This window comes from Microcoleus sp. Pol12B5 (assembly GCF_036701335.1).
Taxonomy (GTDB): Bacteria; Cyanobacteriota; Cyanobacteriia; order Cyanobacteriales; family Microcoleaceae; genus Microcoleus.
This window is the reverse complement of sequence record NZ_JAUBQQ010000004.1, coordinates 56238-82235: the sequence shown is the minus strand read 5'-3', so window position 1 is coordinate 82235 and position 25998 is coordinate 56238. Positions and strand designations below refer to the sequence as shown.

27 protein-coding genes and 2 pseudogenes are annotated in these 25998 nt (G+C 45.8%); 8 read left to right on the top strand and 21 right to left on the bottom strand.

Annotated features, from left to right (window positions below; genetic code table 11):
- Nucleotides 1-90: 90 nt before the first annotated feature.
- The 3 genes from QUA24_RS03805 (at nucleotide 91) to QUA24_RS03795 (ending at nucleotide 4594) form a co-directional block, all read left to right on the top strand.
- The gene (locus QUA24_RS03805; protein WP_333162744.1) at nucleotides 91-1224 is read left to right on the top strand and encodes a cob(I)yrinic acid a,c-diamide adenosyltransferase; all 1134 of its coding nucleotides are present in this window, start codon (nucleotides 91-93) and stop codon (nucleotides 1222-1224) included.
- 463 nt (nucleotides 1225-1687) lie between these two features.
- A complete protein-coding gene (locus QUA24_RS03800; protein WP_333227338.1) occupies nucleotides 1688-3673 on the top strand; it encodes a calcium-binding protein in 1986 nt (661 codons plus the stop codon).
- Nucleotides 3674-4339: 666 nt separating this feature from the next.
- The gene (locus QUA24_RS03795) at nucleotides 4340-4594 is read left to right on the top strand and encodes a DUF4926 domain-containing protein (protein WP_333227336.1); all 255 of its coding nucleotides are present in this window, start codon (nucleotides 4340-4342) and stop codon (nucleotides 4592-4594) included.
- A gap of 133 nt (nucleotides 4595-4727) precedes the next feature.
- Here the strand turns inward: QUA24_RS03795 and QUA24_RS03790 are convergent, their stop codons facing one another.
- From QUA24_RS03790 to petN, 4 genes are all read right to left on the bottom strand, one after another.
- The gene (locus QUA24_RS03790) at nucleotides 4728-4916 is read right to left on the bottom strand and encodes a CsbD family protein (RefSeq protein WP_333054441.1); all 189 of its coding nucleotides are present in this window, start codon (nucleotides 4914-4916) and stop codon (nucleotides 4728-4730) included.
- Between the two features lie 91 nt (nucleotides 4917-5007).
- Entirely contained in the window at nucleotides 5008-5244 is a 237-nt protein-coding gene (locus tag QUA24_RS03785; RefSeq protein ID WP_333227334.1) for a DUF167 domain-containing protein, read from the bottom strand.
- Nucleotides 5245-5304: 60 nt separating this feature from the next.
- A complete protein-coding gene (locus tag QUA24_RS03780) occupies nucleotides 5305-5898 on the bottom strand; it encodes a DJ-1/PfpI family protein (RefSeq protein WP_333209575.1) in 594 nt (197 codons plus the stop codon).
- 91 nt (nucleotides 5899-5989) lie between these two features.
- Nucleotides 5990-6079, bottom strand: coding sequence for a cytochrome b6-f complex subunit PetN (petN, locus tag QUA24_RS03775; RefSeq protein ID WP_071883976.1), 90 nt, complete (start codon nucleotides 6077-6079; stop codon nucleotides 5990-5992).
- Between the two features lie 82 nt (nucleotides 6080-6161).
- Here petN and QUA24_RS03770 point away from each other — a divergent pair, with 82 nt between their 5' ends.
- On the top strand, nucleotides 6162-6641 hold the full coding sequence (locus QUA24_RS03770; protein ID WP_333227332.1) for a hypothetical protein: 480 nt from the start codon (nucleotides 6162-6164) through the stop codon (nucleotides 6639-6641).
- A gap of 101 nt (nucleotides 6642-6742) precedes the next feature.
- On the opposite strand, the gene QUA24_RS03765 is transcribed toward QUA24_RS03770, so the two are convergent.
- From QUA24_RS03765 to QUA24_RS03735, 7 genes and pseudogenes are all read right to left on the bottom strand, one after another.
- The gene (locus QUA24_RS03765; RefSeq protein WP_333227330.1) at nucleotides 6743-7420 is read right to left on the bottom strand and encodes an SDR family oxidoreductase; all 678 of its coding nucleotides are present in this window, start codon (nucleotides 7418-7420) and stop codon (nucleotides 6743-6745) included.
- A gap of 174 nt (nucleotides 7421-7594) precedes the next feature.
- Complete coding sequence (locus QUA24_RS03760) at nucleotides 7595-8206, bottom strand: class I SAM-dependent methyltransferase (RefSeq protein WP_333227328.1); 612 nt, start codon at nucleotides 8204-8206, stop codon at nucleotides 7595-7597.
- Nucleotides 8207-8440: 234 nt separating this feature from the next.
- Nucleotides 8441-9484, bottom strand: a complete 1044-nt coding sequence (gene bioB, locus QUA24_RS03755) for a biotin synthase BioB (RefSeq protein WP_333227326.1) — start codon at nucleotides 9482-9484, stop codon at nucleotides 8441-8443.
- A 17-nt stretch (nucleotides 9485-9501) separates the two neighbouring features.
- The gene (bioA, locus tag QUA24_RS03750; protein WP_333227324.1) at nucleotides 9502-10806 is read right to left on the bottom strand and encodes an adenosylmethionine--8-amino-7-oxononanoate transaminase; all 1305 of its coding nucleotides are present in this window, start codon (nucleotides 10804-10806) and stop codon (nucleotides 9502-9504) included.
- Nucleotides 10807-11026: 220 nt separating this feature from the next.
- Complete coding sequence (locus tag QUA24_RS03745) at nucleotides 11027-12439, bottom strand: adenylate/guanylate cyclase domain-containing protein (protein WP_333227322.1); 1413 nt, start codon at nucleotides 12437-12439, stop codon at nucleotides 11027-11029.
- Between the two features lie 252 nt (nucleotides 12440-12691).
- Nucleotides 12692-13447: pseudogene (locus QUA24_RS03740) on the bottom strand (adenylate/guanylate cyclase domain-containing protein); the annotation flags it as partial.
- Nucleotides 13448-13546: 99 nt separating this feature from the next.
- Nucleotides 13547-14047: pseudogene (locus QUA24_RS03735) on the bottom strand (Tll0287-like domain-containing protein); the annotation flags it as partial.
- 534 nt (nucleotides 14048-14581) lie between these two features.
- Here QUA24_RS03735 and QUA24_RS03730 point away from each other — a divergent pair.
- A complete protein-coding gene (locus tag QUA24_RS03730) occupies nucleotides 14582-15214 on the top strand; it encodes a class I SAM-dependent methyltransferase (RefSeq protein ID WP_333227320.1) in 633 nt (210 codons plus the stop codon).
- A 145-nt stretch (nucleotides 15215-15359) separates the two neighbouring features.
- Nucleotides 15360-16718: an FAD-binding oxidoreductase gene (locus QUA24_RS03725; RefSeq protein ID WP_333227318.1), complete on the top strand. Its 1359-nt coding sequence runs from the start codon at nucleotides 15360-15362 to the stop codon at nucleotides 16716-16718.
- A gap of 117 nt (nucleotides 16719-16835) precedes the next feature.
- Here QUA24_RS03725 and QUA24_RS03720 read toward each other — a convergent pair whose 3' ends face one another.
- Entirely contained in the window at nucleotides 16836-17219 is a 384-nt protein-coding gene (locus QUA24_RS03720; RefSeq protein ID WP_333227316.1) for a hypothetical protein, read from the bottom strand.
- Between the two features lie 142 nt (nucleotides 17220-17361).
- Nucleotides 17362-18252, bottom strand: coding sequence for an ABC transporter permease (locus QUA24_RS03715; RefSeq protein WP_333227314.1), 891 nt, complete (start codon nucleotides 18250-18252; stop codon nucleotides 17362-17364).
- A 144-nt stretch (nucleotides 18253-18396) separates the two neighbouring features.
- On the opposite strand from QUA24_RS03715, the gene QUA24_RS03710 reads away from it, so the two are divergent.
- Entirely contained in the window at nucleotides 18397-18765 is a 369-nt protein-coding gene (locus tag QUA24_RS03710) for a hypothetical protein (RefSeq protein ID WP_333227312.1), read from the top strand.
- 102 nt (nucleotides 18766-18867) lie between these two features.
- Here QUA24_RS03710 and QUA24_RS03705 read toward each other — a convergent pair whose 3' ends face one another.
- Nucleotides 18868-19398, bottom strand: coding sequence for a hypothetical protein (locus QUA24_RS03705; protein ID WP_333227310.1), 531 nt, complete (start codon nucleotides 19396-19398; stop codon nucleotides 18868-18870).
- 33 nt (nucleotides 19399-19431) lie between these two features.
- Complete coding sequence (locus QUA24_RS03700) at nucleotides 19432-19944, bottom strand: hypothetical protein (protein WP_333227308.1); 513 nt, start codon at nucleotides 19942-19944, stop codon at nucleotides 19432-19434.
- Between the two features lie 418 nt (nucleotides 19945-20362).
- On the opposite strand from QUA24_RS03700, the gene QUA24_RS03695 reads away from it, so the two are divergent.
- Complete coding sequence (locus tag QUA24_RS03695) at nucleotides 20363-21775, top strand: NB-ARC domain-containing protein (protein ID WP_333227307.1); 1413 nt, start codon at nucleotides 20363-20365, stop codon at nucleotides 21773-21775.
- Between the two features lie 15 nt (nucleotides 21776-21790).
- On the opposite strand, the gene QUA24_RS03690 is transcribed toward QUA24_RS03695, so the two are convergent.
- The 6 genes from QUA24_RS03690 to QUA24_RS03665 form a co-directional block, all read right to left on the bottom strand.
- Nucleotides 21791-22141 carry a DUF5615 family PIN-like protein gene (locus QUA24_RS03690; protein WP_333025501.1) on the bottom strand — a complete coding sequence of 117 codons (351 nt, stop codon included), beginning with the start codon at nucleotides 22139-22141 and terminating at the stop codon, nucleotides 21791-21793.
- Between the two features lie 9 nt (nucleotides 22142-22150).
- Nucleotides 22151-22480, bottom strand: a complete 330-nt coding sequence (locus tag QUA24_RS03685) for a DUF433 domain-containing protein (protein WP_333168473.1) — start codon at nucleotides 22478-22480, stop codon at nucleotides 22151-22153.
- A gap of 155 nt (nucleotides 22481-22635) precedes the next feature.
- On the bottom strand, nucleotides 22636-23658 hold the full coding sequence (locus tag QUA24_RS03680; protein WP_333227304.1) for an ATP-binding cassette domain-containing protein: 1023 nt from the start codon (nucleotides 23656-23658) through the stop codon (nucleotides 22636-22638).
- A gap of 583 nt (nucleotides 23659-24241) precedes the next feature.
- Complete coding sequence (locus QUA24_RS03675) at nucleotides 24242-24430, bottom strand: hypothetical protein (protein WP_015175516.1); 189 nt, start codon at nucleotides 24428-24430, stop codon at nucleotides 24242-24244.
- Between the two features lie 306 nt (nucleotides 24431-24736).
- On the bottom strand, nucleotides 24737-25660 hold the full coding sequence (locus QUA24_RS03670; RefSeq protein WP_333209539.1) for a histone deacetylase: 924 nt from the start codon (nucleotides 25658-25660) through the stop codon (nucleotides 24737-24739).
- 152 nt (nucleotides 25661-25812) lie between these two features.
- The gene (locus QUA24_RS03665) at nucleotides 25813-25962 is read right to left on the bottom strand and encodes a hypothetical protein (protein WP_333209537.1); all 150 of its coding nucleotides are present in this window, start codon (nucleotides 25960-25962) and stop codon (nucleotides 25813-25815) included.
- Between the last annotated feature and the right edge of the window lie 36 nt (nucleotides 25963-25998).

Here is a 25998-nt window from a genome sequence, read left to right as displayed (position 1 = left end):
GTTGAGATCCGCCAAAAGAATGGAAAAATTAAACATTCAAGGCGCGCGATCGAATACCCACCCCGCTACAGACTCAAACAACTGCTGATTATGGTAAGGAATGGCATTGGTATTCGGACAGCCTCATCCCGCTCGGAACGCGCCGCGGGTCAGATTCACGTCTACGACGGCGCTGGTAAAGGCAAGTCTCAGGCAGCTTTGGGAGTAGTGTTGCGGTCGATCGGGCTGGGTATCAATTCTGACTCGCCCACACGAGTCTTGTTGCTGCGCTTTCTCAAAGGCCCCGGCCGCTCCTACGACGAAGACGGAGCAATAGAAGCCTTGCAACGGGCATTTCCGCACTTGATCGACCAAGTGCGAACCGGCAGAGCCGAATATTTTGGGGCCGAAGCAATCACCCGCTTCGATCGCGCAGAAGCTCAGCGAGGCTGGGATATCGCCAAAGGAGCGATCGCCAGCGAGCTCTATTCCGTCGTGGTACTAGACGAACTAAACCCCGTATTGGACTTGGGTTTGCTGCCAGTTGACGAAGTAGTCCAAACCCTCAAAAACAAACCAGAATATTTAGAAGTCATCGCCACAGGCCGAGCGGCTCCGGAAGCTTTGCTGGAGATTGCCGACTTACACTCAGAAATGAAGCCCCACTATCACCCCGCAGCGGCAGACCATCATATTTCGGGTATCGAAATATACACCGGAGCGGGGAAAGGCAAGTCTACGAGCGCTTTGGGCAAAGCTTTGCAGGCAATAGGTAGGGGTATCAGTCAAGACCAATCTCACCGGGTGTTAATCGTGCAATGGCTCAAAGGTGGCAGCGGTTATACAGAAGATGCGGCGATCGCAGCTTTGCGACAAAGCTACCCGCAGCTAGTAGACCACCAGCGGTGCGGCCGAGATGCTATAGTTTGGCGGGGGCAACAGCAAGAGCTAGACTGCATAGAAGCAGAACGCGGCTGGGAAATCGCCAAATGTGCGATCGCCAGCGGCTGGTACAAAACGATTATTCTCGACGAACTCAATCCCACAGTAGACTTAGAACTGCTGCCAGTAGAGCCGATCGTCGAAGCCCTGCTACGCAAGCCGCGGGATACAGAAATTATTATCACCGGGCGCTGCCACAAACCCCACGCTTACTTTGACTTGGCAAGCGTACACTCCGAGGTATACTGTCACAAACACTACGGCGATCGGGGCGTAGAACTAAAGCGGGGCGTAGACTTTTAAAGCCCGGAGCGGTACTCGGTTCAATCCGGGTCAGAATTATTAAATGACGGCCCTGCCTGGAAAACCGGAAATTGCCACAAAGCCTTGTTACCAAGTAACAAATCTCCCAATTTCCCTTGTCTTCGGGATCACCCAGATCAGCCTTTTTTAATCTTTAATTTCCTCCCCCGGACGCGATCCCCGACCGCCAATCCAGAATGGAACATTAAGAATATGAGCCGCGTCTTATAGAGCATGAGCACCTGAGACAGTGCACCAGGATTATTAAAGGGTGAAGACTTTGAAAATAAAAGCTTACAAGCAAAAAATCCGCGAGGGAGAAAGTCTAGACAGGGTTAACGCCAGTAGGCTAGACTTGCGGCTGGCAAACAGGTTAAACTACAGCGGAATCCAAACATTCGGTGTTCTAGGCAGTGTCTGTAGTCGCACCAGCGATGACCAACAAGTAGAGGAGTGAAGCTTTATGACAACGTTAGATGACAATCCTAATCAACTAGATTTAAACCTTCCGGGACTAGGCCCGGATACAGTATTCGCCGGAGAGGGGGCGGATTTCATTAGAACTTCCACCCTGGGCGGCAGCTTAATATTTGGCCAAGGCGATAACGATACTCTGATTTCAGTTGGCCCGAACGATACCATATACGGCGGCGACGACGAAGATTCAATCAGATCTCAGCGCAGTCCGGCTTTGCTGCTTGGCGAGGCAGGCTCGGACACCATAATCGCTGAAGCCCGCGCTACCCTGGTCGGCGGCGAGGGAGAAGACATCCTCCAAGGTACTGTCGAAGCTAACCTGATGTTTGGTAATCAGGGCGAAGATACCATGCTGGGAGGGGCGCAGAGAGGAGATTCCCTCTACGGCGGTAAGGACAATGACGCGATCGGCTTCTTCATCGCAGGCGGTGGCAACAACCTCGGTTTACAGGAGTTGGGTATTGGCTTCGGTGGTAATGAAGGCAGCAACTACTTGCGCGGTGATTTGGGCGACGACTTAGTTGTAGGTATCAATGTAAGAGACAGTCTCTTTGGCGGTAGAGGCAACGACACCCTAAGAGGTGTCGCCAGCAACAGCTACCTGTCGGGCGATCTTGACGACGACATCTTATTCATTAGCAACAGTACCCAGACAAGCCCGTTTGCTCAGGGCAGCGTCATTACGATCGGCATTGAGAGAACCACCTTGATTGGTGGTGGCGGCAACGATTCTCTCACCGGGGCGATCGGCGAGTTTGAAGCCGGCAGAAACTTCTTGGAGGGCGGCGACGGCAACGACACGATCACGGTTTTTGCCACGCAGGATACCGCTTTGGGAGGTGCAGGCGACGACTTCATCCAGTCATCCAGGGTATCGAATCTAACTTTGAGCGGAGGCGCCCAGAGTTCATTTCCCGGCTTCGCGGGTCGCAACTTGCTCGACGGCGGAGTAGGCAATGACACAATCGTTGCAGCTTTTGTGACGGATACAATGGTCGGCGGCGAAGGCAACGACAGCCTGAGCGGTACCTTTACTAACGCAGCCGGTGGAGATGGCAACGATACTATCGATGCTACCAAGGCCATTTTTGCTGGTACTGGTACGGCTTTGATTACTCTCGAAGGCGGACTCGGCGGCGATCTGTTAATTGGCTACACCAATCCTACTACTGGCAGCAGCTTCACCGTCACCAACCTCATGAACGGTGGCGAGGGAAGTGACACCATTATCTTTGGCAGCGCGCGCGATCGCGTGATTGGCAACGTTGCGGGTAACGACTTCATCTCCTACGCTAGCGGCGTCAGCTTTACCGGTCTTACAGCGCCAAACGTCATTACTGATAACTTAGGCAGCAACTTCATTATTGGTGGCAACGGCACTGATGTGATCACTACTGGTAGCGGGGATGACATCCTGTTCGGCGACTCATCCAATGCTACCGACTCCCTCGGAGGAGCCGGGGACGATACCTTAAATGGCGGTGGCGGGAACGACACCATGCTGGGCGGCTTTGGTAGCGACTATTTGATCGGGGGTGACGGTAACGACTCTCTCGGCGGGGGGCCTGGTGCTGACACGCTGATTGGCGGATCGGGTAATGACAGTTTCTACTACAACAACTTCGGCGAGGGCGCCGGGGGTACTAACCCAGACCAAATCGGTGATTTTACAGTCGGCCAAGACAAGTTTATCTTCCAAATCAATGGTTCCAACGGCTTCCCCAACTTGAGGGTAGTGCCAAATACGAATCGACTTTCTTCGCAGGCGTTCTTGCTGCTTGAGAGTGGGAGTTACACTAGCAGTTTTGCTCCAGCCGGGGCGAGCCCGACAGAGCCGTTCGTCTTTTATGAAAATGAAAGCGGACGACTAGGATTTGACCCTGACGGTATTTCTGGTTCTAACCCAGGGGTTACGCTGGCAATTCTGAATGGCAGACCGGGCCTGACGGTTACTGACATTACCCTGATTTAATTTGGGTAAAAGAGGGTGAGGTCGATTCTGAAACATCGCCCTACCAACTCTCAAAACTAATTGTGCTATGTTTCGAGCTGGGGATATCCATCCCTGGCTTTTTTGTGGGCATTGGGAATTGGGCATCGGGGATTGGGGATTGGGGATTGGGCATTAGGCATTGAAAGGAAGGGCAGATTCACCGCTCCATTTTGCCACCCATCAATAATGTTGATAAACCAGCCACCCAGCTCAAAGACGATATAATTGACATTTGAGTAAAAGTCGATTATCGTAGCAGACTAATATTCTATTTTGTCCTTCAAAAAAAGTTATTAATAGTGAAACTGCCCAATGGTCATCTAGCAGATTTAGGCAATAAAATAGAAGAATCTTCTCTAAATCTGAATCACCAAGAATGAAAAAATAAAGCTATTTTGTTTGCCAGTAAGTTAGGCATTACCCTAAAAAATGCTGAAATGCTCAAACAGGCTTTAAAAGAAGCTGCTATCAACGAAGATGTTGTTATTTAAAAAAACAATGAATACGGAACGCATTACAACATGAAATTCTTGCTGAAAACCGAAGTAGGTGAATCTCTGATTCTAGCAGCTTGGATCGTCCGCTTAGGTGAAAGTTTCCCCAGATTAACAAGTTGTTATCCCGTCAAAAAGTGAGGTAAAAATAATGAAAACAATTAAAGACCTAGATATTGTTGCTTTAACTGAAGATTTAGAAGCAACCCATTTTGAAACAAAACAAATCATTAAATTATATAAAGGACAAGTAGGAACAGTCATGATGGAATTTGATGGCAGTGCTTTTGAGGTAAAATTTTCTCATCAAGATGGCACAACTTATGCAATGGAAACAATTCCCGCCACAAAATTAATGCTTTTGCACTATGAATTACTGGAATCTATAAAGGCGGTTCGCAGGTGAATTTTGCCACCAATAATGTTGATAAACCCACCCCAAGATATTGGTACAAATAATTTAGGCTCATTATAAAAAATCCCGCAAACTATATGTTTGCGGGATTGAGTAGGCAGGAAACTTGTAGGGAATACTGTTACTAGGCTCGGTCTACAATCTCTTTGGCTTTATCTTTGAGGTCTTCTTTCAGGTGAATTGCTGATGCTTCATCCTGCTTGGCTTGACCTTCTAATTTATCTTTCTGATTGCCTGTAACTTCGCTAACAGCTTCTTGGATTTTGCCTTCAATATTCTTCGCTGTGGCTTCGACTCTATTTTCAATGTTCATAACTTTTTATTCTAACTCTACAACTACTAATATAGGATTTTAAAGTTGAGTTTGTATCCATCTTTAGATAGATTTCTTGTTACCTTTATTTCTAAGTTAAAGGTTCGATCGCAAATTCGACAAGTTTATTTTTAGAAGAAAGACCTGATTTAATGCCGATCGCAGATTTCGGCACTTTAAACTTTTTTGCCAACAGCATGATTAATTCTTGGTTTGCTTTACCATCAACGGGCGGGGACTTGAGATGTATTGTGAGGCTGCCGTCGGGTTGTTCTGCGATGCTTTGCTGTTTGGAATTCGGTTTAACTTTGACTGTAAAAATTTTCATGTGACTAATAACTAATAACTGATGACTAATGACTAATAACTAATGACTAATGACTAATAACTAATGACTATCTGAATGTTCGATCTTCGTTCCCAAAACTTTCAGGAATTCAGCCAGCCAGTTAGGATGTGCTGGCCACGCGGGGGCGGTGACTAAATTGCCATCGACTACGGCTTCGGTAACGGGAACTTCTGTATATTTGCCACCGGCCCGGAGTACGTCGGGGCTGCAAGCGGGATATGCGGTGCACCGTTTGCCTTCGAGTACGCCTGCTGCAGTTAGAACCTGTAAGCCGTGACAAATAGATGCGATCGGCTTTTTGCTGTTGGCAAAGTAGCGGGTAATTTGCAGCACTTGTTCGTTGAGGCGGATGTATTCTGGGGCGCGTCCTCCGGGGATAATCAAAGCGTCGTAGTCGGCCGGGTTGATTTCGTCAAAAGTCGCGTTTAAAGTGAAGTTGTGACCGGGTTTTTCGCTGTAGGTTTGATCGCCTTCAAAGTCATGAATTGCGGTGCGAATCGTTTGGCCTGCTGCTTTGTCCGGGCAGACGGCGTGGACGGTGTGACCTACCATTTGCAGTGCTTGGAAGGGAACCATTACTTCGTAGTCTTCTACAAAGTCGCCGACTAGCATTAAGATTTTTTTTGCTGTCATGTTTACAACTCCTGTTATTTTGATTTGGTTAAATAGGATTTAAAAAAATGCGGGGCCGTTAAAAAGCCTGCCCCGCAAGCTATTCGGGAATCTAGAAACCGTTGCGTCCCCAAATGACCATTGAAATTGAGAAGGAGAACAGAACTAGCACCGAAACCCAACCGAGTGACAAAATATCCATAGCTATTTATTGAACAAACTGTACAAAGTGACTCCAAACCTTATGATAGGTCAATTTGAGCCATTTTTGAAATGAGGGCGCTGTGAAGGATTCGTCAAATTTTAGTGCGGCTGAACGGGTAGAATCTTTGAAGGCAGGGAGTGTTGCTGCTTTGTCTTGTTTGCTGGGTTTTGGGGCGATCGCCCTTGGTAATAGCTTAATTCTAGCGGATAGGTTGGATTCTCTGGCGAGTTTGCAGGTAAGGGAAATTGACCTAAATTTTGCCTTGAGAGGGACGATCGCACTTTTGGGCGGTTTTTTGTTCGGCGTGACTTACCGCTACGCTATCCGCCGAGATGTTAACCCGCAGCTTAAATCTGGTGCGGTGTTGGCTTTTGGGTTGGTGCGGGCTTTTGGACAGTTGGATGCTGGATTGTGTTTTGAATCCGGGAAGATGCCCGCCCTACAAGAGTTATTGCCGTTTGCGGTTCGCGGTGTCGAGAGTGTGGTATTGTTTGCGATCGCGGGTTTGGTTTTGGATTGGGCGATCGGGCGATCGTGGATTAAGCCTTGCGATTCTTAAGTCTGGGCGGGTTTTGTACAAAAATCTGCAAAGGGCGGAAGTTTTGTATTGTTCGCTTAAACCGCCCCTACAGGTTTTTGTGTTTTTTGAGGTTTGGATATTTAACTAAAAGTTAATACCTCAAATTCTGGATTGCCGTAAAGCATTTGCCTGTCTACCGCCGACAAAACTTTATTGTTAGCAGCATCAGAAACTAAACACTGACAAACTAGCTGCGCTACATCCGCCCGGTGAATAGTTCCAGCAACTCTAAAATCTTCTGTTAAAATACCGTTGCCTGTTGCAGGTTCCGATTTGAGTCCGCCCGGACGAATCACTGTATAAATCATCCCGCTTGCTATCAAATGATTTTCGGCTTTTTCCTTTTCAATTAAGACCGGGCCCAAAGTTTCCAAAACCTGCGGTTGCAAAGCAGCGGCACTTTTACCGCTACCGATGGATGAAACTAAAATAAATTTTTGCACGCCTGCTTTGACAGCCGCATCAATCAAGTTTTTGTTTCCCAAATAATCTGCTCTTTCTCCATCTTTGGGCAAGCCGCCAATTGTGCTGATTACGGCGTGAATTGGCTCACCGCCAGCCATCGCAGCTTCCATAGCTGCTGCATCCAAAGCATCGCCAGTCACGACTTTGATGCCCATTGCTTCTAATTCGGTGCTGGTTGTGGGCGATCGCAAAAGTGCAGTTACTTGCATCTTTTGTGCTGTCAGACATTTCGCGATTTCTAAGCCGACGCCTCGACTAGCACCCGCTAAAAAAATGTGGGATTTATCTGTCATATTAATTGGGATTTAATTGGTGCAGAAAGTGGTTTATTTGACTGGATATAATTATACAACAATCTTCTGTCTATTGGTGAATGAGTTTTTTTATTTAACCGCAGAGGGCGCAGAGGGCGCAGAGGAAGAGAGGGGAATGATTGGCAATTACCGATTGCCTATTTTCCATTTACGTTAGAGTTTTTTGCCCACCATTACTACCCAAGATTGAGCTTCGCGGGGTAAGCCAGGGGGGCGATAGTAGTGATTGACAATTGCAAATCCTGTTTCTTCTAAACAAGGCGCTAAAGTATGATATTCCCATCCCGCAGTATAGCGTTTTCCCGTTGGTCTCTCGTCGTATCCTTCCCAATTTCCTCGGCACATTGACATGACAATTGCACCGTTAACAACTAAGGCTTTGTGCAAATCTTGCAGCACTTTCACCATCTCGTCGCTGGGAACGTGAATCAGGGAAGCATTGGCAAAAATACCGTCAAATTCTGCTTCTGGCAAGTCGAGATTCAGAAAAGATTGTTGCCAAACTTCGCATCCTGACAACTCTTTTGCTATTTCTACAAAAGCCGGAGTTGCATCTAAGCCTACAACTGTGTGTCCTTGGCTCTTGAACGCTACTAAATCTCGTCCCGGCCCGCATCCTATATCGAGAATTTTACCGGGATTGCGGGGCATAGCAGCGGTCAGTGCGGATCGATTTTGGGATACGTCATGATGCCAAGTTCCTTCTCGAAAAGATTCGGCAGTTAGCTGGTATTCTGCGATCGTAATTTCTTCGCGTTTGTCCACAATTTTCCTCTCTTGTATTATTTTAGATTTTAGATTTTAGATTTTAGATTGAAGAATGTCAACCGTAGAATAAGGGTTTCGGGCTACAATCTAAGAACTTACCGTTTACACATTTGCTACCTCAGAAACCAGGTTTTTCTTTCCCATTCGTAAACGTGAAATATAGATACTGGGTAGGGACACGGCAGTGCCGTGTCTTCCTCTATTTCATCCGATTGAAAACTGCTATAAGAGTTACACAACCAGGGATTTTTGTTCGGATGTGGTAACTGCTGAATCAACTTCTAAGAGAGAACCTTCGGGGGATTCGATCGCAAATCCCGCATCTCGAATCATGTCCCAATCTTGATGGGCAGCTTGTCCGGGAGTTGTCAGATAATCACCAACAAAGATAGAATTAGCGGGGTAGAGTCCGAGAGGTTGCAGCGATCGCAAATGCACTTCCCGTCCCCCAGCAATCCGAATTTCTTGACTGGGAAGCAAAAATCGGAACAAACAGAGAATTCGCAAACATTGGCGGGGAGTTAACCGGTTCACATCTGCAAATGGCGTACCGGGAATCGGAATGAAAAAGTTGACGGGTACGCTAGTAACTCCCAAATTGCGAAGCGAAAGCGCTAAATCGATCGCATCATCATCCGATTCGCCCATCCCCAAAATTCCGCCGGAACAAGTTGTGATTCCCGCTGCTTTTACGTGTTCGACGGTTTCAACCCGATCGCCAAAAGTGTGAGTCGTGCAAATGTCCGTGTGATATGATTCGGAAGTATTGAGATTGTGATTTACGCGATCGACTCCAGCTTTAGCCAGCCGATGAGTTTGCTCCTCGCTCAACAATCCCAAACAAGCGCAAATTTTTAGGTTATAATTTGCCTTCACAGTCTCGACAGCATCCAAAACGCGATCGAAAGTAGATGCGTTAGGTTGGCGACCCGAAATCACCAAACAAAACGTACCAGCTTTTAAATCTGCTGCGCGTTGGGCAGCATCCAGAATTTTCTCCTTAGCTAAAAGCGGATATTTCTCAATTTCCGCACTCGAAATTTTGGACTGAGAACAATAATGGCAATCTTCAGGACAAAGGCCACTTTGAGCATTTAACAAATAGTGCAGCCTGACTCGGTTTCCCCAGTAGTGGCGGCGCACCCGATAAGCTGCGTTTAGTTGTTCCAGCAAAACCTCATCCGGTGCGCGCAATACGGCTAAAGATTGCTCGCGAGAGAGACATTTGCCCGCCAGCGCGTCGTCAGCCAAATCGTTCCAATTGGGTAAATTCATTACTAAAATTAAAGGGTTTACAGAGTATCCAAAACCTGACGAATTACCCGATAAATCGATTCTAGTTCATCAGGAGAAATGCAGTAGGGAGGCATCAAGTAAAGCGTATTTCCCAAGGGGCGGAGCAAAAACCCCGCTTCGAGAAATTTGGCTTTCAATACAGGAGCGATGTCATTAAAATAACCGGAATCGCTTTCCGTTTTCACATCCATTGCTGCGATGGTGCCGCAAGTCCGAATCCGTTCGAGTTTAGGATGATTTCTCAGCCATTGATTTAGATATTTGTGGTGGAGTTTTTCCATCCCTTGATACACATTTGGGTTTTGCTCCAAAAGCTCCAAGGATGCTACACTCACCGCACAAGCTAAGGGATTTCCGGTGTAAGAATGACCGTGAAAAAAAGCTTTGTCCCATTCATCTCGCCAGAAAGCTTGATAAATATCCTCCGATGCCATTGTGACAGCAATTGGTAAACAACCACCAGACAATCCTTTAGACAAACACAGGATATCCGGTGAAGTTGCAGATTTAACCGAGGCAAACAGTTCGCCCGTCCGCCCAAAACCCGTCATTACTTCATCGTAAATCAACAATACATTAAACTGGCGGGCAAGTTGTGCGATCGCCCGCAAAAACTCAGGGCGGCACATTCGCATCCCCGCAGAACCTTGCACCAAAGGTTCGATAAAAATTCCCGCATAGCCGCCCTGCTTTAACAAAAACTCCAATTTCTCTAAACTCGCCGCCTCCTTGCTTTCCACCTCCTCATCGCCGTCAAAAGTCGCCGGAAAAGGAACAACATCACCAGCAAACATTAAAGGTGCAAAAGATTCCCACCACAGCGAACTTCTGCCAGCCGACATCGCGCCCACAGTATCGCCGTGATAACCTCCCTCAAAACTAATAAAGCTAGTGCGATTAGTTTCTCCGATATTTTGCCAATATTGAAATGCCATTTTCAGAGCAACTTCAACAGCAGTCGATCCGTTATCAGAAAAGAAAATCCGCGTTAAAGAAGCAGGCGTATGAGTTAGCAATTTATTAGCAAGTTTTTCGGCAGGTTCGTGAGTAAATCCCGCAAATATTACGTGTTCTAACTTTTGAGCTTGTTCGTAAAGAGCCTCAGCGAGAACTGGATGGCTGTGCCCGTGAACAGTCACCCACCAACTAGAAATGCAGTCGAGAATTTGCCGCCCGTCTGCTAATTCCAGCACCGATCCTTTGCCGCGAATTACCTTCAGTGGCGGGGGCGCCGTTTTCATTTGCGTGAAGGGCTGCCAAATCGGTGAAGTAGAATAATTCAGTTCCTGATCCGCCGTCATTTTTACCCATCTAACTAATATCAACTCGCATTTTAATATAGCAAAGTTAACTCACTTGGCAACTCTTTATATTCTCTTCTCTTTTCTTCTCTTCTCTTCCTTCGCGTCCTTAGCGTCTTCGCGGTTCGTTCAAAAAAAATATAGTTTGGTGGCGAGGGCGTCTGCCCTGCAACGTCAGCCACCATACCACGTATTCGCGGGCGATGGTTAAAATTGTTAGTTACAATTTTCTACCTTTGAGCAAATAAGTCGTCATAGAGCCTTTGCCTTTAACATTAATTTTACCGCGCTTTTCCAACAAATACTTATCGCACAGCAATTCATAAGTTGAGTTGCTAACTTGAATTTTACCCGGAAGTCCCTGAGATTCCATGCGGCTTGCTGTATTCACAGCATCTCCCCACAAATCGTAAATAAACTTTTTAGTGCCGATGACACCTGCTACAACAGGCCCAGTATTAATGCCAATGCGGATATTGAGAGGTTTACCGCATTCGTCGCGGAATTTCATAATTTCTTGCTGCATTTCCAGGGCCATTTCGGCAATAGATTCGGCGTGATTTGTACAGGGAAGCGGCAAACCGCCTGCCACCATATAATTGTCGCCGATAGTCTTAATTTTTTCTAAGCCGTATTGTTCGCTTAAGCGATCGAAAGATGAAAATATTTTATTAAGCAACTCGACTAATTCTTCAGGAGATGTGCGCGAAGATATTTCGGTAAAGCCCACAATATCAGCAAACAAAACCGTAACATCGGCAAATCCATCGGCAATATTTATCTGGCCTTGTTTTAGGCGATCGGCAATCATGACAGGTAATATATTTAGTAATAAACGTTCCGACTTTTCTTGTTCGGCGCGTAATACTTCCTCAGCTTGTTTCCGCTGTGCAATTTCCTTGTATACTCGGTGAAACATTTGATTGAATGCGACCATGAGTTCTCCTAACTCGTCATCGCGCTTGACAGACAGAGAGTAGAAATCAGGTTTCTCTTGATCTTTGCTCAAAGCGTCTCCAGCAGCGATCAAGTCATCGCGCAATCTCAAGAGAGGTGAAATTACTGTCACCCCTAAAAAAAACATAGTCACCGAAGTGACAAAGGCTGATATAATGATGACTAGAACCGCAATCCGCCCGATAAATGCGTAGAGTTCCGGTTGAACGGTGGAAGCATCGTGGCGAACAATTAAGATGTAATCGCCTCCCAAATGTCGCTCCGTCCAAGCAATATCGTAGCGCTTGCCATCGAAATTGTGATTGTGAACTATACGAGCTTTTTTTAGTTGCTGTAAACTGATTTCTGGGGGTTCGCCAAGTGTATATATTAGCTGACCGTTAGCTTGGTAAATAGATAGTCCTAAAACCACTTGAGAATCCTTAATAATATTTTTTACTTCTTCTTGCAAGAAAGTGCGATCGGAAATATCTTGTTGAAGCAAAAACTCTAGGGAATCAACAGTCGCGCGAGATACCTGTTCCAGTTGACTTAAAAGTTCATTTTCTCGCCTAAAATAAGAAGGAACTAAAATAATTCCCTCTATGACAAGAATGCTAGCAAATACCCACAAAGCTATTTGCCTAGACAAGCGAGATTTAAAAAATTTCAAGAATGATAAAATCCGCGATAACATAAAACTTACTATTTTGCAAATGGCTAATGATAGGACATAAGAAAATAAACCCGGTTTCTCGTAATAAATTTTTGGTGTGTCAACGAAGCAACCGCGCAGAAACCGGGTTCTCACATCCCCTCTGTAATTCCTGTAATTGTCAGCAGTCAAAGGCCAGCAGGCATTAACTGTTAGTTGTTGGCTAACGGCTAACAACTAATGACTGATGACTTCGGACTAACTAGCATACCCCTTCATAATATAATAAACAAATTAAACCGAAACTGGGCTGACTAACCTGCCTGCAAGCAGATAAGTATTCATATCGCCCTTGCCTTTGATGTGGATAATTCCTCTGTCTTCAAACCGATACTTATTTTGCAAGATATCGTAAGTGGATTGTGTGACTTGAATCGCGCCGGCAATCCCGTGGGATTCCATGCGGGCTGCTGTATTGACGGCATCGCCCCAGAGGTCGTAAATAAATTTTTTAGTGCCAATAACCCCCGCAATTGCCGGTCCGGTATTGATGCCGATGCGAATGTTAATTCCTGCATGATGTTTGGCATTAAATTTTGCTAATTCCTGCTGCATACCTAAAGCCATTTCCGCAATGCTTTCGGCGTGGTTGCTGCTAGGATTTGGCAAACCTCCCACTACCATGTAAGCATCTCCAATTGTTTTGATTTTTTCCAAGCCGTACTTTTCCGTTAAGCTATCGAAGGCTGAAAAAATTTCGTTGAGAAACTTGAGCAGTTCTTCGGGAGATATTTGTGCTGAAAGCACGGTAAAGCCTACGATATCTGCAAACAAAATCGTGACTTCTGCGAAGCCGTCAGCAATACTGCTTTGACCGTCTTTTAACTTGGTAGCAATGGATTGGGGTAAAATATTGAGCAGCAGGCGATCGCTCTTTTCCTGTTCTTTTACCAATTCTACATTAGTTTCTTGCAATTGTGCCGTGCGTTCCCTGACGCGCTGTTCTAATTGTTTAGCATTTTGGCGCAACCTGCTGATAGATACAGTTAAGCCTGTCACTCCTAAAACGGAAAGTCCTACTAACAGTAAAAACAGGTTTTTAAGTTCACTTTGAGTATGTTGAGTGATGGTAGCGAGAGGTTGAGTAATTTCTAGTATCCCCCGCACATCTCCCACTTTCCAATCAGTTTTAGGACTGTCAGGGTGAGTATTGTGACACTTCACGCAGCTAGAACTTAGAATATCTGCCTCGGCATATCGAAAGGCGGGTTTGCCGCGAACATCATCAACGCGGAAAAATTTTTTTGTCGGATTTTGCGTCAAATAGGTAATAGCTTGCTGTTCAAACTCGTCTCGGGCTCCGCCTTCTTTTTGTCGCCAGGGAAACGGGTAGTTGCTATAGAGACGAAGTGATACTTCGGGATTTTTTTTTGTGATATGGTTGCCTAGTTCTATTAAGAAACTGGCTGGTACGGGAACTGTTACTTTTGTCGGGTTGTAGTCGTGGGTAAAGTTAATTGCTTCAGCGGTGTTTAGAGGACTAACAACATCGGAACTGTAAAGGGTGCGGGCTTCTTTAACAGCTTGGGCATAGAGGGTGGCATTTTGGAGGGCTTGCGATTCGATTAGAGTGGAGGAAAGACGAGACATATTTGCCATCGCTACTCCTACACCTACACAAAATAAAATTGTCACCGCAAGGATAATTCGCTTGTAAATTAATTGGCTGATGGCAGCCCGAATTCGAGAAATCAACTGGGGCATGGTATCCTCACGTGTGAGGTTTAATCTTGATTGGAATTTATGCACTACTAACATAACACTGCTTTCTCAGACTGTTTTGCTGGCGTTCGGGGTAAACCAATACTCTCTGGGTGCAACGGAGGGTTAATTATTGTTTACCGCGAGTGTTTAGCTTATCCGTAAGAATACCCATAACTTTATAGGGATTTTCTGTTGAGTGAAGTACAGATGCTCGGTTAAGGACATGGCAGTGCCGTGTCCCTACTTCACGCACTTTTTGCTTGATCTCGGTTAGGATAGCAATTGTAGTCTATGGTTGACGATCGTGAATTCTGACTCTACTGTCTCACCTACTAACAAGGAAATTTTTCCGGGAGAAGTTTCGTCAATACTGCTGATTTTGATACTGGCATTCGGCGACTTTTACCTAAATATGACGAAATGCTGGATGTAGTATCAGGCTGCATTGCTAACACAAACCACCGCATTTTAGAACTCGGCTGCGGTACGGGGGAACTCACTTTAAAAGTTCTCCAACGCTACCCGTCTGCGGAAATAGTTGCAGTCGATTACTCGCCGCGAATGCTTGATTTTGCCCGCGCCAAAATAGAGTCGGCAGGATACGCAGCCCGGTGGACTGGCATAGAAATGGACTTTGGAGAATGGGCGAACAATCCAATTTTTTCAGGCTTGAGCGATAAATTCCATGCTTGCATTTCATCTCTGGCAATTCACCATCTTGAGGACGAGATGAAGTTGAAAGTGTTTCAACGCATTCGCGAAAGTTTAAATGCTGGTGGTTGTTTTTGGAATGCCGAGCCTATTTTAGCAGAATCAGCAGCAATGAAAGATATTTATCAAGGGGCGCGAGAAGATTGGGCGCTAAATCAGGGGGAAACCTTAGCACAAATTCGCGCAAATGTGGGAACGAGTGTCTCTTACGGGTATTCTAATCCCGATCGCCTAGCTACACTTTCGGCACAGTTGGAAATGCTGGTAAAAGCTAGATTTGACACTGTTGCAGTGCCTTGGAAATATTACGGTATGGCGGTGTTTGGGGGATTTGTTAATTGAAAAAAGCAGTCCTGGACGCAAAACTTCTATATGTAGGGTGCGCCTCGGCACACCTTACTACTTAAAGAAAGATTGCAGTTAGTATTTTATGTTAGTAAGTTCGCTTATATAAAATATATAATACTGCCAGCATGGAGAAAACAAAATGACTGCAAATGCGATTCAAAGTATTGACTGGAATGCTTTTTCTTCGGAACTATCGGGAATTGAAATAATTAGCGATCGCGCGCAAGTTGTCAAGCTATCTCAAGACTATTATCACTTTAGTCCAGTTTTGCAACCTCTCTTAAGTGATAAAACAGGAGATTTAGTCGTTCGTCCCGCCAGCGAAGCCGAAGTTTTGCGGATTGCTGCAGCCTGCGTCAAATCCAAAATTCCGCTAACTGTCAGAGGTGCAGGAACGGGCAATTACGGGCAGTGCATTCCCCTCAAGGGCGGCGTCATTTTAGATACCAGCAAAATGAACAGTATCCGCTGGATAAAACCGGGTTTAGCTTGCGTAGAACCAGGGGTGAAAATGTCAGTTTTCGACAAACAAGCGCGAGAAACTGGTTGGGAATTGCGGATGGTTCCCTCAACCTATCGCACCGCAACGATTGGGGGATTTATCGGCGGCGGTAGCGGGGGAATTGGTTCGATAACTTACGGGCAATTGCGCGATCGGGGAAATCTTCATGCCGTTCGAGTCGTTACAATGGAAGACGATCCCCGCGTCATCGAATTGCGGGGCGATGAAGTGCAGAAAGTCAATCACGCTTACGGCACAAATGGGATTATTACTGAGTTAGAAATTCCCCTCGCCCCTGCTTATCCTTGGGCGGAAATCATCGTCGCTTTTGACGATTTTATGACATCGGCAAACTTCGGTCAAGCTTTGGGCGATGCTGACGGAATTATCAAAAAACTAATTTGTGTTTGTGCTTGGCCGATTCCTGCTTATTTTGCTGCTTTCCGCGAGGAGATTCCTGAAGGTAAGCACTGCGCTTTGTTAATGGTAGCTGAATCTTGTCTGGAACCGCTGCAAGATTTGGTGCGCGAATATGGCGGCACAATTTGCTATCAAAAAAACGCGCAAGCAGCGAGCAAAGGTGCAGCCATTGCTGAATTTACTTGGAATCATACAACTCTGCACGCTCGCAGCGCTGACCCGTCTCTGACTTATTTGCAGACGATTTTTCCCCCAGATAAAGGTTTGAAATTGATTGAGGAACTGTACAATTATTATGGGGATGAGGTGATGATGCACTTGGAGTTTTTGCGGATCAATGGCAAGGCGATCGCCGCAGCTTTGCAAATAGTTCGCTACACTACGGAATTACGGCTCAATGAAATTATTCGCTATCACGAAGAGCAAGGCGCAATGATTGCTAATCCTCACACTTATATATTGGAAGATGGAGGGATGAAAAGTATTAATGTGGAACAGTTGCAGTTTAAAGAGTTGGTCGATCCTTACGGTTTGCTTAATCCGGGTAAAATGCGGGCGTGGTTGGAACGGGATTAAGGGCGATGGTTTGTAGATAAGATTTGGATCTTGAAATCGCTGCTATACAAACGAAGTCCGCCTAAGCGCTGACTTCGCTCACGCGGACTGAGAAATGAGCAAACAGCAGTTGTAAATTTAAGGGACGGGGGCGGTAATTTCTGCTGGTGCGATCGCCCCTGGTGTAGGTACAGCTTGCTTTTCCAGTAGTTGGCGCTGTTTGTTGCGAAATTCTGCTGCCGCATCGTTCAAATTTTGGCGCTGTTCGCTATTAAATTCTTCCATGCTGCGGCCGCCTCCCAATTGGGATCTGTGAATTAAATCAAATATTGCGCTTCCGCTGCTGCGGCCGGAAAATGGGTCGGTATTGTCTTGAGTTTGAAAGTCTTGCAGCGGTTGGGCATTATTTAAACCGCTGGCTTGAGCGAAGCTTGCTTGAGGGGAGAACACAGCACAGGATGCGATCGCGCTTGCAGCAATCCCAATCATCAATTTGCCGGATTTGGAAGTTTTGGTGTTCATAATTTATTAGTTGAATCTTCAAAAAAACAATTGTATCTAAACAATATTCTGACTTGCGACTAAATATTATATTACTTCGCTGGGGCTAAGGACACGGCAATGCCGTGTCCCTACCATTGACGGTGCAGGTGAAACGATCGCCCTAAGCAAACCTGCGTTTCAGCAGCGGTTGAATGCTCAGCAGCGCCACCAAATCAAAGGCTAGCAATACTAACAGCGCTCCTCCAAAGGTAACATTACCCCAAGGAGCCTGCATCACGACACTGGCTAGCGACCAATCGCTGTGCAGGTACAGGTAGCGGATGGGTTCGATCGCATAACTCAGAGGATTGAGAGTCACCACAACTTGCAGCCACTCTGGCATAAATGACAGCGGCGCGAGGGCTGTGCTGGCAAATAACAGCGGCAGGTTAGTAACAAAAATTACCGCTATTAATTCTACGTGACCGGGAAGAGCGAAGGCTAAACCCAGACTCAAGCCGGTGACGCCCAAAACTAACAGCAGCACAATTAGGGCGATCGCCCCTAGTCCGGCAATTCCGGGGAATCCCGCGCCCAAAAACGCCCCCGCTGTAACGATTGTGCCGGTTTGGATAAAGCTGAGGGTGACGATAAAAATAGCCGAAGCCAGGACGATCGAAAATCTCGAAGCCAACGGCGCGACTAACAAGCGGTTGAGAAATCCGAACTCGCGATCGAACATAATCGGCAAACCAGCATTCAGCGCCCCGGCAAAGGCAGTAAAAACGATTACGCCAGCGCCGAGAAATTGTCCGTAATTCTGGCTTTCGCCGAACAAGCCGGCGGGTGCATTTTCAAACAGAGCTCCGAACAAAACCAACCACATCAGGGGCTGAATAATGCCTGCAACTAGCGTCGAGGGGCGGCGCTGCAATTGAATAAACAGGCGCTTGGTTAAGGCGAGTGTTTCTTGGATGAAGTCGGCCAGCAGGGAAGTGGAAGTGTCAGCGGATGCTGTGGAGAGTGGCCGCTGCTGGTTGAGGTTGTTGGGGGATGTAACAGTACCGCTCATAATTGCTTGTTGATTAGATCTAACTCTCTTTACAGTAGCAAGTCTGGAGGTATTGGTGGTGTTGGGCGGGCGATCGCTCTAAAATTGAGAATAAGCTCATCAAATATACTAAATAAAAACTTGATTTACTAGGAGGATAAAGCTATGTCATCAAGGGCGATCGCAACTTTGGTCCAAATCATGGAATCTCTGCCAGAAACTCTTCAAGACAAAGTGGTTGAACATTTGCGAGAATATCTTGAAGACTTAAGGGATGAAGAGGAATGGAATTCATCTTTTGAGAACACGCAACAATCGCTGATTGTGGCTGCACAGCGCGCCAAACAGGAAATTTCCGCAGGAAAAGCACAGCCATTAGGTATTGATATAGCTTTAGAAATACCAACACTAGCCGACTATCCCAGTCGCCGAGAATTTATGCAATTGCCGCTTGAAGAGAGGCGAAGTATTCTAGCAAAACAAGCTGAGGTAATGTTGCAACAGTATCAGGAAGATAGAGAATGGCAAGAATGAGAGTATCAGTAGTCTCTTATAAAGAGCGATCGCTCTTGACTCAAGGAAGGGCGATCGCAGACTTACAACTTAGCATTCCCATGTTACGCAGTCAGAAGGCAGTTATGGTTTAGCAGCTTTAACCACATCCTCAACCATTTTAATCGCCTCTTTGATTGCAATTTTACCGCTTTCTACGGCGCTAATTAAATCCTGAGCGTCTTTCGGGCTAATTAAATCGAGCCTGACGGGTTCTTTCAAGGAAACAATAAATTTAGTTTTATCGCTGTCTTGCAGCTTAGAGCCTCTTTCTTTGGCTTCAATATCTCTTAGCTGTTCTTTTAACTGTTTAAGCATTTCTGCTTGTTTTCCCTCGTCAAAAGTGCCATCAAATAACATTCGTTTTACCCCTACAAGAGCAGCAGCACCTAAAGCTGCACCGCCAACAACTAATCCTACGGGAGGTGCAACGGCTACTAACCCAAATAGAAATGATGCACCACCGAAAGCTGCCACCGCCGCACCAGCACCGGCAGCCCCCACCACACCAATGCCAATATCTGCTAAAATCCCTAATTTATCATGTGGGTTTTTTTCCAGTTGCTCTATTGACTTCAGAATTTGCTCTTTGGTTGGCGTTTTATTTGCAGACATATTAGACCTCAATCTTTTTGCTAATTTAGGCAGTTAAGCAGTGATGACGTTGCGGAAAATTGTATTGAAAACGTCTATCAGTAGTTGAAAAAATGCTTTGGCAATCTCAATCATGTCTTGAGCAATTCCAATAATTCCATCATCAGACACCTCTTGGCCTTGGGCAAGTTTATCGAGTCGGTGGCCGGCTATTGCACCAATTGGGATACCCAGCGCTGTTGCCAAAGGTGCTAATAACGGGCCGACAAATGGTATCGAATTTGCCAAAATTCCTACAGCGACGCCAACAGCAGCCCCTATAACTAAATTGGGATGCGCTTTGACAAATTCTATGATTTTAATCAGGAGAATTTTACCGATGAATAAAACTTTGTTAGCAGCTTTTTTCGTGTATGTGGCTAGTTCATGCAGCCGCATCGAGACTTCATGCGGCAAGCCGATATCATTTAACCACACATACAAGTCGCTGCTACTCATTGCATCAGCATCGACTTGCCATAGAGCCATTTTTAAATTAGCTTGCGGTAGGGATAATGCACTAGACATGATTTCTTTCCTATGGTAAGTTAGAAAATATTTACGAACATTTCACGAGGCGAAAAGCCCCTAGACATTGCTCACCGATGCAGCAACATTGCGAGCCACTTCTTTAACCGCTGGAGTAGCGGATGCAGCCAAATTTTGAGCAACTTTTTGAACCGTTAGGGATGCACGCTGATATCTGGCATAGTTGCGCCAGTCAGATTTACATTGTTAAAAATTTTTAGGTTGCCGAAGATTGTTTTAAAGCCCGTGATTAAATTTTAATTTAATTTTTATGTATTGGAAACTAGGAGAATGTCACAATTTGCCAGGAGTGAATAAAATTAGCTAGCCGTTAAAAGTCATATTTTGTCCTTCTTAGCCATAAAACGTCAGAAAAAGTCTGATACAATAGATAAAACCTCCTACATTTACCCAATAAATGGATGTTCAAGAACTCTTAAGGTTGGCCGATGGCTTGGTGTTCGCTAAGACTGGCAAACGATTGGACGATCTGCAACAGGCAGTAGTACGGGGAACGTGGCAAGGTAAAAGATACTCCGAAATTTCTAAAGAGGTTCATTGTACTGAACGCCATGTCAGAAATATTGCCTCAAAGTTATGGCAAACTCTTTCAGAAATATTAGATGAAGATGTAATGAAATCAAATTTGCGCTCCACGATGGAGAGGTATGAATTTTCTAAAGTTTCAAATTTTGGTGATTTTAATTTTGTACAAAACAAAGGTAACATCAATGTTTGCACAGAAACCTCACGCCCTCCAAAAGCTCCACAACACTCACCCCCTACACAAACCTCAAATGAAGACAACACCCAACAGAAACCGCGACTCGATTTAAGAGATGCACCGGAGCTCAAAACCTTCTACAACTACCCCAACTCACCCCTCACCGCCATCGAAAACTCGATCGCCCGCCAAAACTGCCGCCTCCTCACCATCACAGGCATGGCAGGCACCGGCAAAAGTGCGATCGCCCGTCACCTCATCCCCCAAATTCAAACTCAATTCGATCGCATCATCTGGCTCAGTCTCCGCACCTCCCCACCCCTCGAAACCACCCTCAAAACCCTCATTCAATTTCTCTCAAATCAACCAGAAATTAACATACCCGCCCACACCGATGTTCAGTTATCAATCCTAATCGAATATTTGCGAGACAATCGCTGTCTCATCATCCTCGATGACGTGCAGCAAATTCTCAGAAGCGGGCAACTTGCAGGAAATTACAAACCCGGATATGAAAACTACGGAACCCTATTTAAACTCATCGGCGAAATTCCCCATAATAGCTGCTTAATTCTCAATAGTTGGGAACCACCCTCAGACATCCTCACATTCACCGACGATAATTCAGCAGTACGTTTATTGCAGTTAACCGGTTTAGGTGAAGCAGGAACAGAAATTCTTAGACAAAAGGGTTTGTTGGATGAAGAATACTGGTCAGAATTGATTAACCTTTATCAAGGTAATCCCCTCTGGTTAAAATTAGCCGCTCAAACCATTAACAACTTATTTGGCGGTAGAGTCTCTCAATATTTAAGCTATCAACCAGTATTTTTAAGCGATGAATTGACACCGATATTGCAGCAGCATTATCAGCGGTTGTCGGAAATAGAAAAACAGGCGCTCGGCCTAATCTGCACTGAAATTGAGCCTGTTTCGTTTACCCAATGGATGGCAAAATGTCAAGGATCACAAGGCGAATTATGTAAAGCAATTCAATCTTTAGCCCGACGGGGAATGATCGAAAAATTGGGCGGTGAAGCTGAAATCGTTTTCACGATTCCACCTGTGTTAAAACAGTATGTTAAAATGGTTGCAGAAGAGTCTTAAATATCTAGCTAATTGTTACAATGGTAGATACAAAACAACTCCTTTCCACTCCGATTGTTCGCTACAGTTAACCAGCACCAGAAGTTCATCAATAGCCTGTCTAACTGGCATTCGATCGTTAATTATAAATAAACCTGACATTTGTTCCTTATCCCTCAACTGTTCGTAAGCCAAATCTGGCATAGTTGCCCGGTCATGGCTTAACACAATGCGATCGTTCTGGGCCGCCCAGTTGAGAATTGTTGGATCGTCAGCTTCTCGCAAACCAACATCCTGAACGCGAAGCAAGTCAAGGTCTGGCTGACGCAGGAAAAGCCCTCGAACAATATCGCCATTAAAATTTTCATCGCTCAACAGCCGCAGCATAGTTAATCCTCAAGATTGTTTTTGGGCTAACAAGCGCGATCGAATAACGCTGAGATCGGGTTGAATATCCAACAAACGCTGACGGACGGAATCTGCTAATTGTTCGCGATAATTGAGATAAGTTTCCACTGCTTCTTGGTGTCGGAGATAATAGCCTATCGCACTATAGACATCAGACAATGACACAGTTGAATAACGCTGCACAATTGATTCTGGCGATGCACCATCCTGAAAAGCTCGAATCACCAATTCCAGCAAAACTCTTGAGTTTCCCACCCGAATAGCACCTGTTGCATCTTCTCGGAAAGGAGGCGCTTCAACTTCCAAAACAAGATTCATCTATTAATATCCCCCAAAATTACGAGCGTATTTTTTCACTCTCCTCTTAAGATTATATAGCAGAAGGAAGAAGGTTTTCTCTTCCTTCTTCCCTCTTCCTTATATCCGTTACATCCGTTACAAAATCCGTTGCCGAACTTCCCTCTTCCCTCAAACTACGATCGCATCGCCTGTTTTTGCTCCGCCTTCAAATCGCGGTTGCTAGCAGCAGCCAACTCGGCATCCAACAGCGTCTTACCAGTCGCCGCCAAATACACATCATCCAAACTCGGCCGAGATTGAGCAATTCCAAAAGTAGGAAGTCCCGCATCTTTCAAAGCTTGCTGAATAGTCACCAGCGCATCGCTTTGCGGTGTTACTACTAAATTGAGAGAATTTCCTTGAGCCGTGTTGACAATTACTTCCTGCACAAAAGGCAAAGATTGCATCAGTTTTTTAGCTTTTTCAGCTTCTTCGATCGGCGAAAACTCCCGAATCCGCAGAGTCACCCGATCGCCCCCAACCCGATTTTTCAACTCCTCCGGCGTGCCCTGTGCAATCACCGTACCCTTGTCAATAATCGCCACGCGATCGGCCAAAGCATCCACTTCTTCGAGATAATGGCTGGTAATCAAAACCGTCGTACCTTCCTCCCGCAAGCGGCGCAGGAAATCCCACACAACCACCCGGCTTTCAATATCGAGCCCGACAGTCGGTTCGTCTAACACCAAAACATCCGGCTGGTGAAGCAACCCAGCAGCTAAGTCGAGGCGTTTGCGGATACCGCCGGAATAGGTACCCGTCTTTTTATTTTCCCACTCCTCCAAACCGAGGAGTTCCACCATTTTGTCAATCCGCCCTTTAATCGTATGGCGCGGCAAATGGTAAAGCGCTGCTTGCAGTTGCAGGAGTTCCCGCCCCGTCAGCACCTTATCCAGAGCCACTTCTTGGGCGACGTAGCCGAGTCTTTGTCTGGCAATTCTCGGCTGGCTGACAGCAGAAATGCCAGACACTTCAATGCGTCCGCTATCGGGCGCACTCAAAGTACAAAGTACCCGCAGGGTTGTGGTTTTGCCTGCACCGTTGGGGCCTAGCAAACCAAATATTTCCCCCGGTTCTACCTTGAAGGAAACATCTTTAACGGCTTCTACAGTGCCGTAGCGTTTCTGAAGATTTTCAATTAAAACGGCGGGAGCCATATATTTTGGGGATGAACTGGTTGTTAATATTTTGACACTTCCGGGCTCAAATTGCCGGAATGGTCGATCGACCAATGCGACTGGCTGTGCTTGTACGATCGCACACTCCTCCTCAACTGGAAACTGCTTATAGTTTTGATTGTTAATCTCAGTTTAAAAAATATTAACTTTATAGCGGTTTTTAACCCTGATATTCATCAGTTTTTCCACTCTCCAATCTCCCATGTAAAATCAAAAAAATTATGAGTTTTGAGTTAATTATAACTTTTCAGTTAACTCAAAACTCACAATTTTTCAACAAGTAGAGATGCACCCGAAACCTGTCATTTTATAATTATCTCTACCTATAGGCTGATGTGTAGCGAGATTTTGATGATAGTTAACACTCTGGTCAAATACATCACACTCTCGATCCAAGTATTAAACACAAAAAACTTCCCTAAGTGGCAAGTTATACTTGTAATGAGTTCCACAGAAAATGTAACAGTATTTCCGTGATCTCAACCCCGATATTTATCAGTCATTACGAATTCTTTAATCGAAAATGGTATTAACTCCCCTACAGGGAGCCATTGCCAGGTATTTAATCGACAATTTTTACCCAACCGCGGCGCACGTTGTACAGCAGTCGGTTGATGATGGCATACTCATCTTCATTCAGTGTTCTTTCTAAGAGTGCAGATCTGAGCTGTCTCCGGTCGTGGCGAGTCACGACGCTGGAGAACATGACCTGACCAAATAACTCTTCGAGTGTCATTTGGGATACTGACATGATAAACCTCCTAGTTGATTGAGACAGATAAAATTTTAACAGGCTTGTTGTACTTGTATTATGCACTCTGGGAGCGACTTCAAAGGCGATCGAACACATTGACAAGGTGTGATTTTTTGGTTAAAAATCTGTGACCAAGACTTTGATGCCAAGTGACTTGGATCTCTTAACTTTGTGATGCTTGTCACTGAAGTCAGAAGTCAGAAGTCAGAGGGAAAAAGACCATCAAGCACGATCGCCCTCAACAACTCTCCATCCCGTCCTCACCGCTTCTCAACCTTATTTTTCCCTAGGTCAATTTTCCAGCTAATTGAGGCATCGGTCAATAGTCGCCACAACCGACTCGGCCAACTCTTTCAGCGCGTAACCCCCCTCCAAACCAAAAGCTATGCGGCGGGTGAGTTGCAGGCAGTATCCGGTGAAAGTACCGAAATCTGACGGCATCAGAGTCATGCTCGCCAGCGGATCAGACGCAGTAGCGTCATAACCAGCGCTGACAATCAACAAATCCGGTTCAAATTTTGACAAAAAAGGCACGACAAGAGATTCAAAGGCGCTCAGGTATTCAGCTATGCCGCTGCCGGGATAGAGGGGAATGTTCAGCACGTTGTCGTAGGCACCGCGCTCCTCGGCATCTCCAGTTCCCGGATAGCACGGAGATTGATGCAGGGAACAGTAGGCAATTTGGCGGCAGCTTTCCACCAAAGATTGAGTGCCGTTGCCGTGGTGCACGTCCCAGTCGAGGATGGCGACGCGGTTGATTCCCGGCTGTTCCAAGGCGTAGTGAGCGGCGATCGCAGCATTGGAAAACAAGCAAAAACCCATCGCGCGGGCGTTTTCGGCGTGGTGTCCCGGCGGTCTGGCCAGCACAAAAGCCGGTTCCCCCGCAGCCACCACTCGATCGACCCCATCGAGCCAAGCACTCGCCGCTAGCAGCGCTACATCGTAACTTTCTGCTGAAATCGGCGTATCACCGTCGAGGTAGCCACCTCCCCGATGAGCCAAATGTTCGACTTCTTTGATGTATCTTTGCGAGTGAACTTTTTTGATAGCCGAGAACAGTTGTTGTTCGCGCTGCGCCACTGGGGTGGGCAGTTGCCACTCAATTTGAGCCGCCCAAGGAGCAGCTTTCAGAGCGTTGACGATCGCCGTTAAACGTTCTGGTCGCTCTGGGTGAAGCATTCCAGTCTTGTGTAGCAAGAAATCTTCGGAGTAGATGACGGGTAGCATCGGCTGATTTTAGATTTTAGATTTTAGATTTTAGATTTTTAGTTTGCTTTAAGAAGGCCTTCGGTTTTGTGAAATTACAATTGCGATCGGGAAACCCTTTTATTTTTTTAGATAACCCTCAAAAAACTCACCAAAGCATGAAAGCCTTCCCCCTAAAAAACCATTTCTAGCTTTTGCCAATTGATGACTAAATCACCAACTGCCAACTTACGAATTTCCCTTGTTTCGCCCATTAATTTTTCTGGCAACTTTCCCATAAATTCAAAGGCAAATTGTGATATAATTTCAGGAGTAATTTGCAATATTTGGCAGCTCTACTGAATCCAAACCGATTTTAT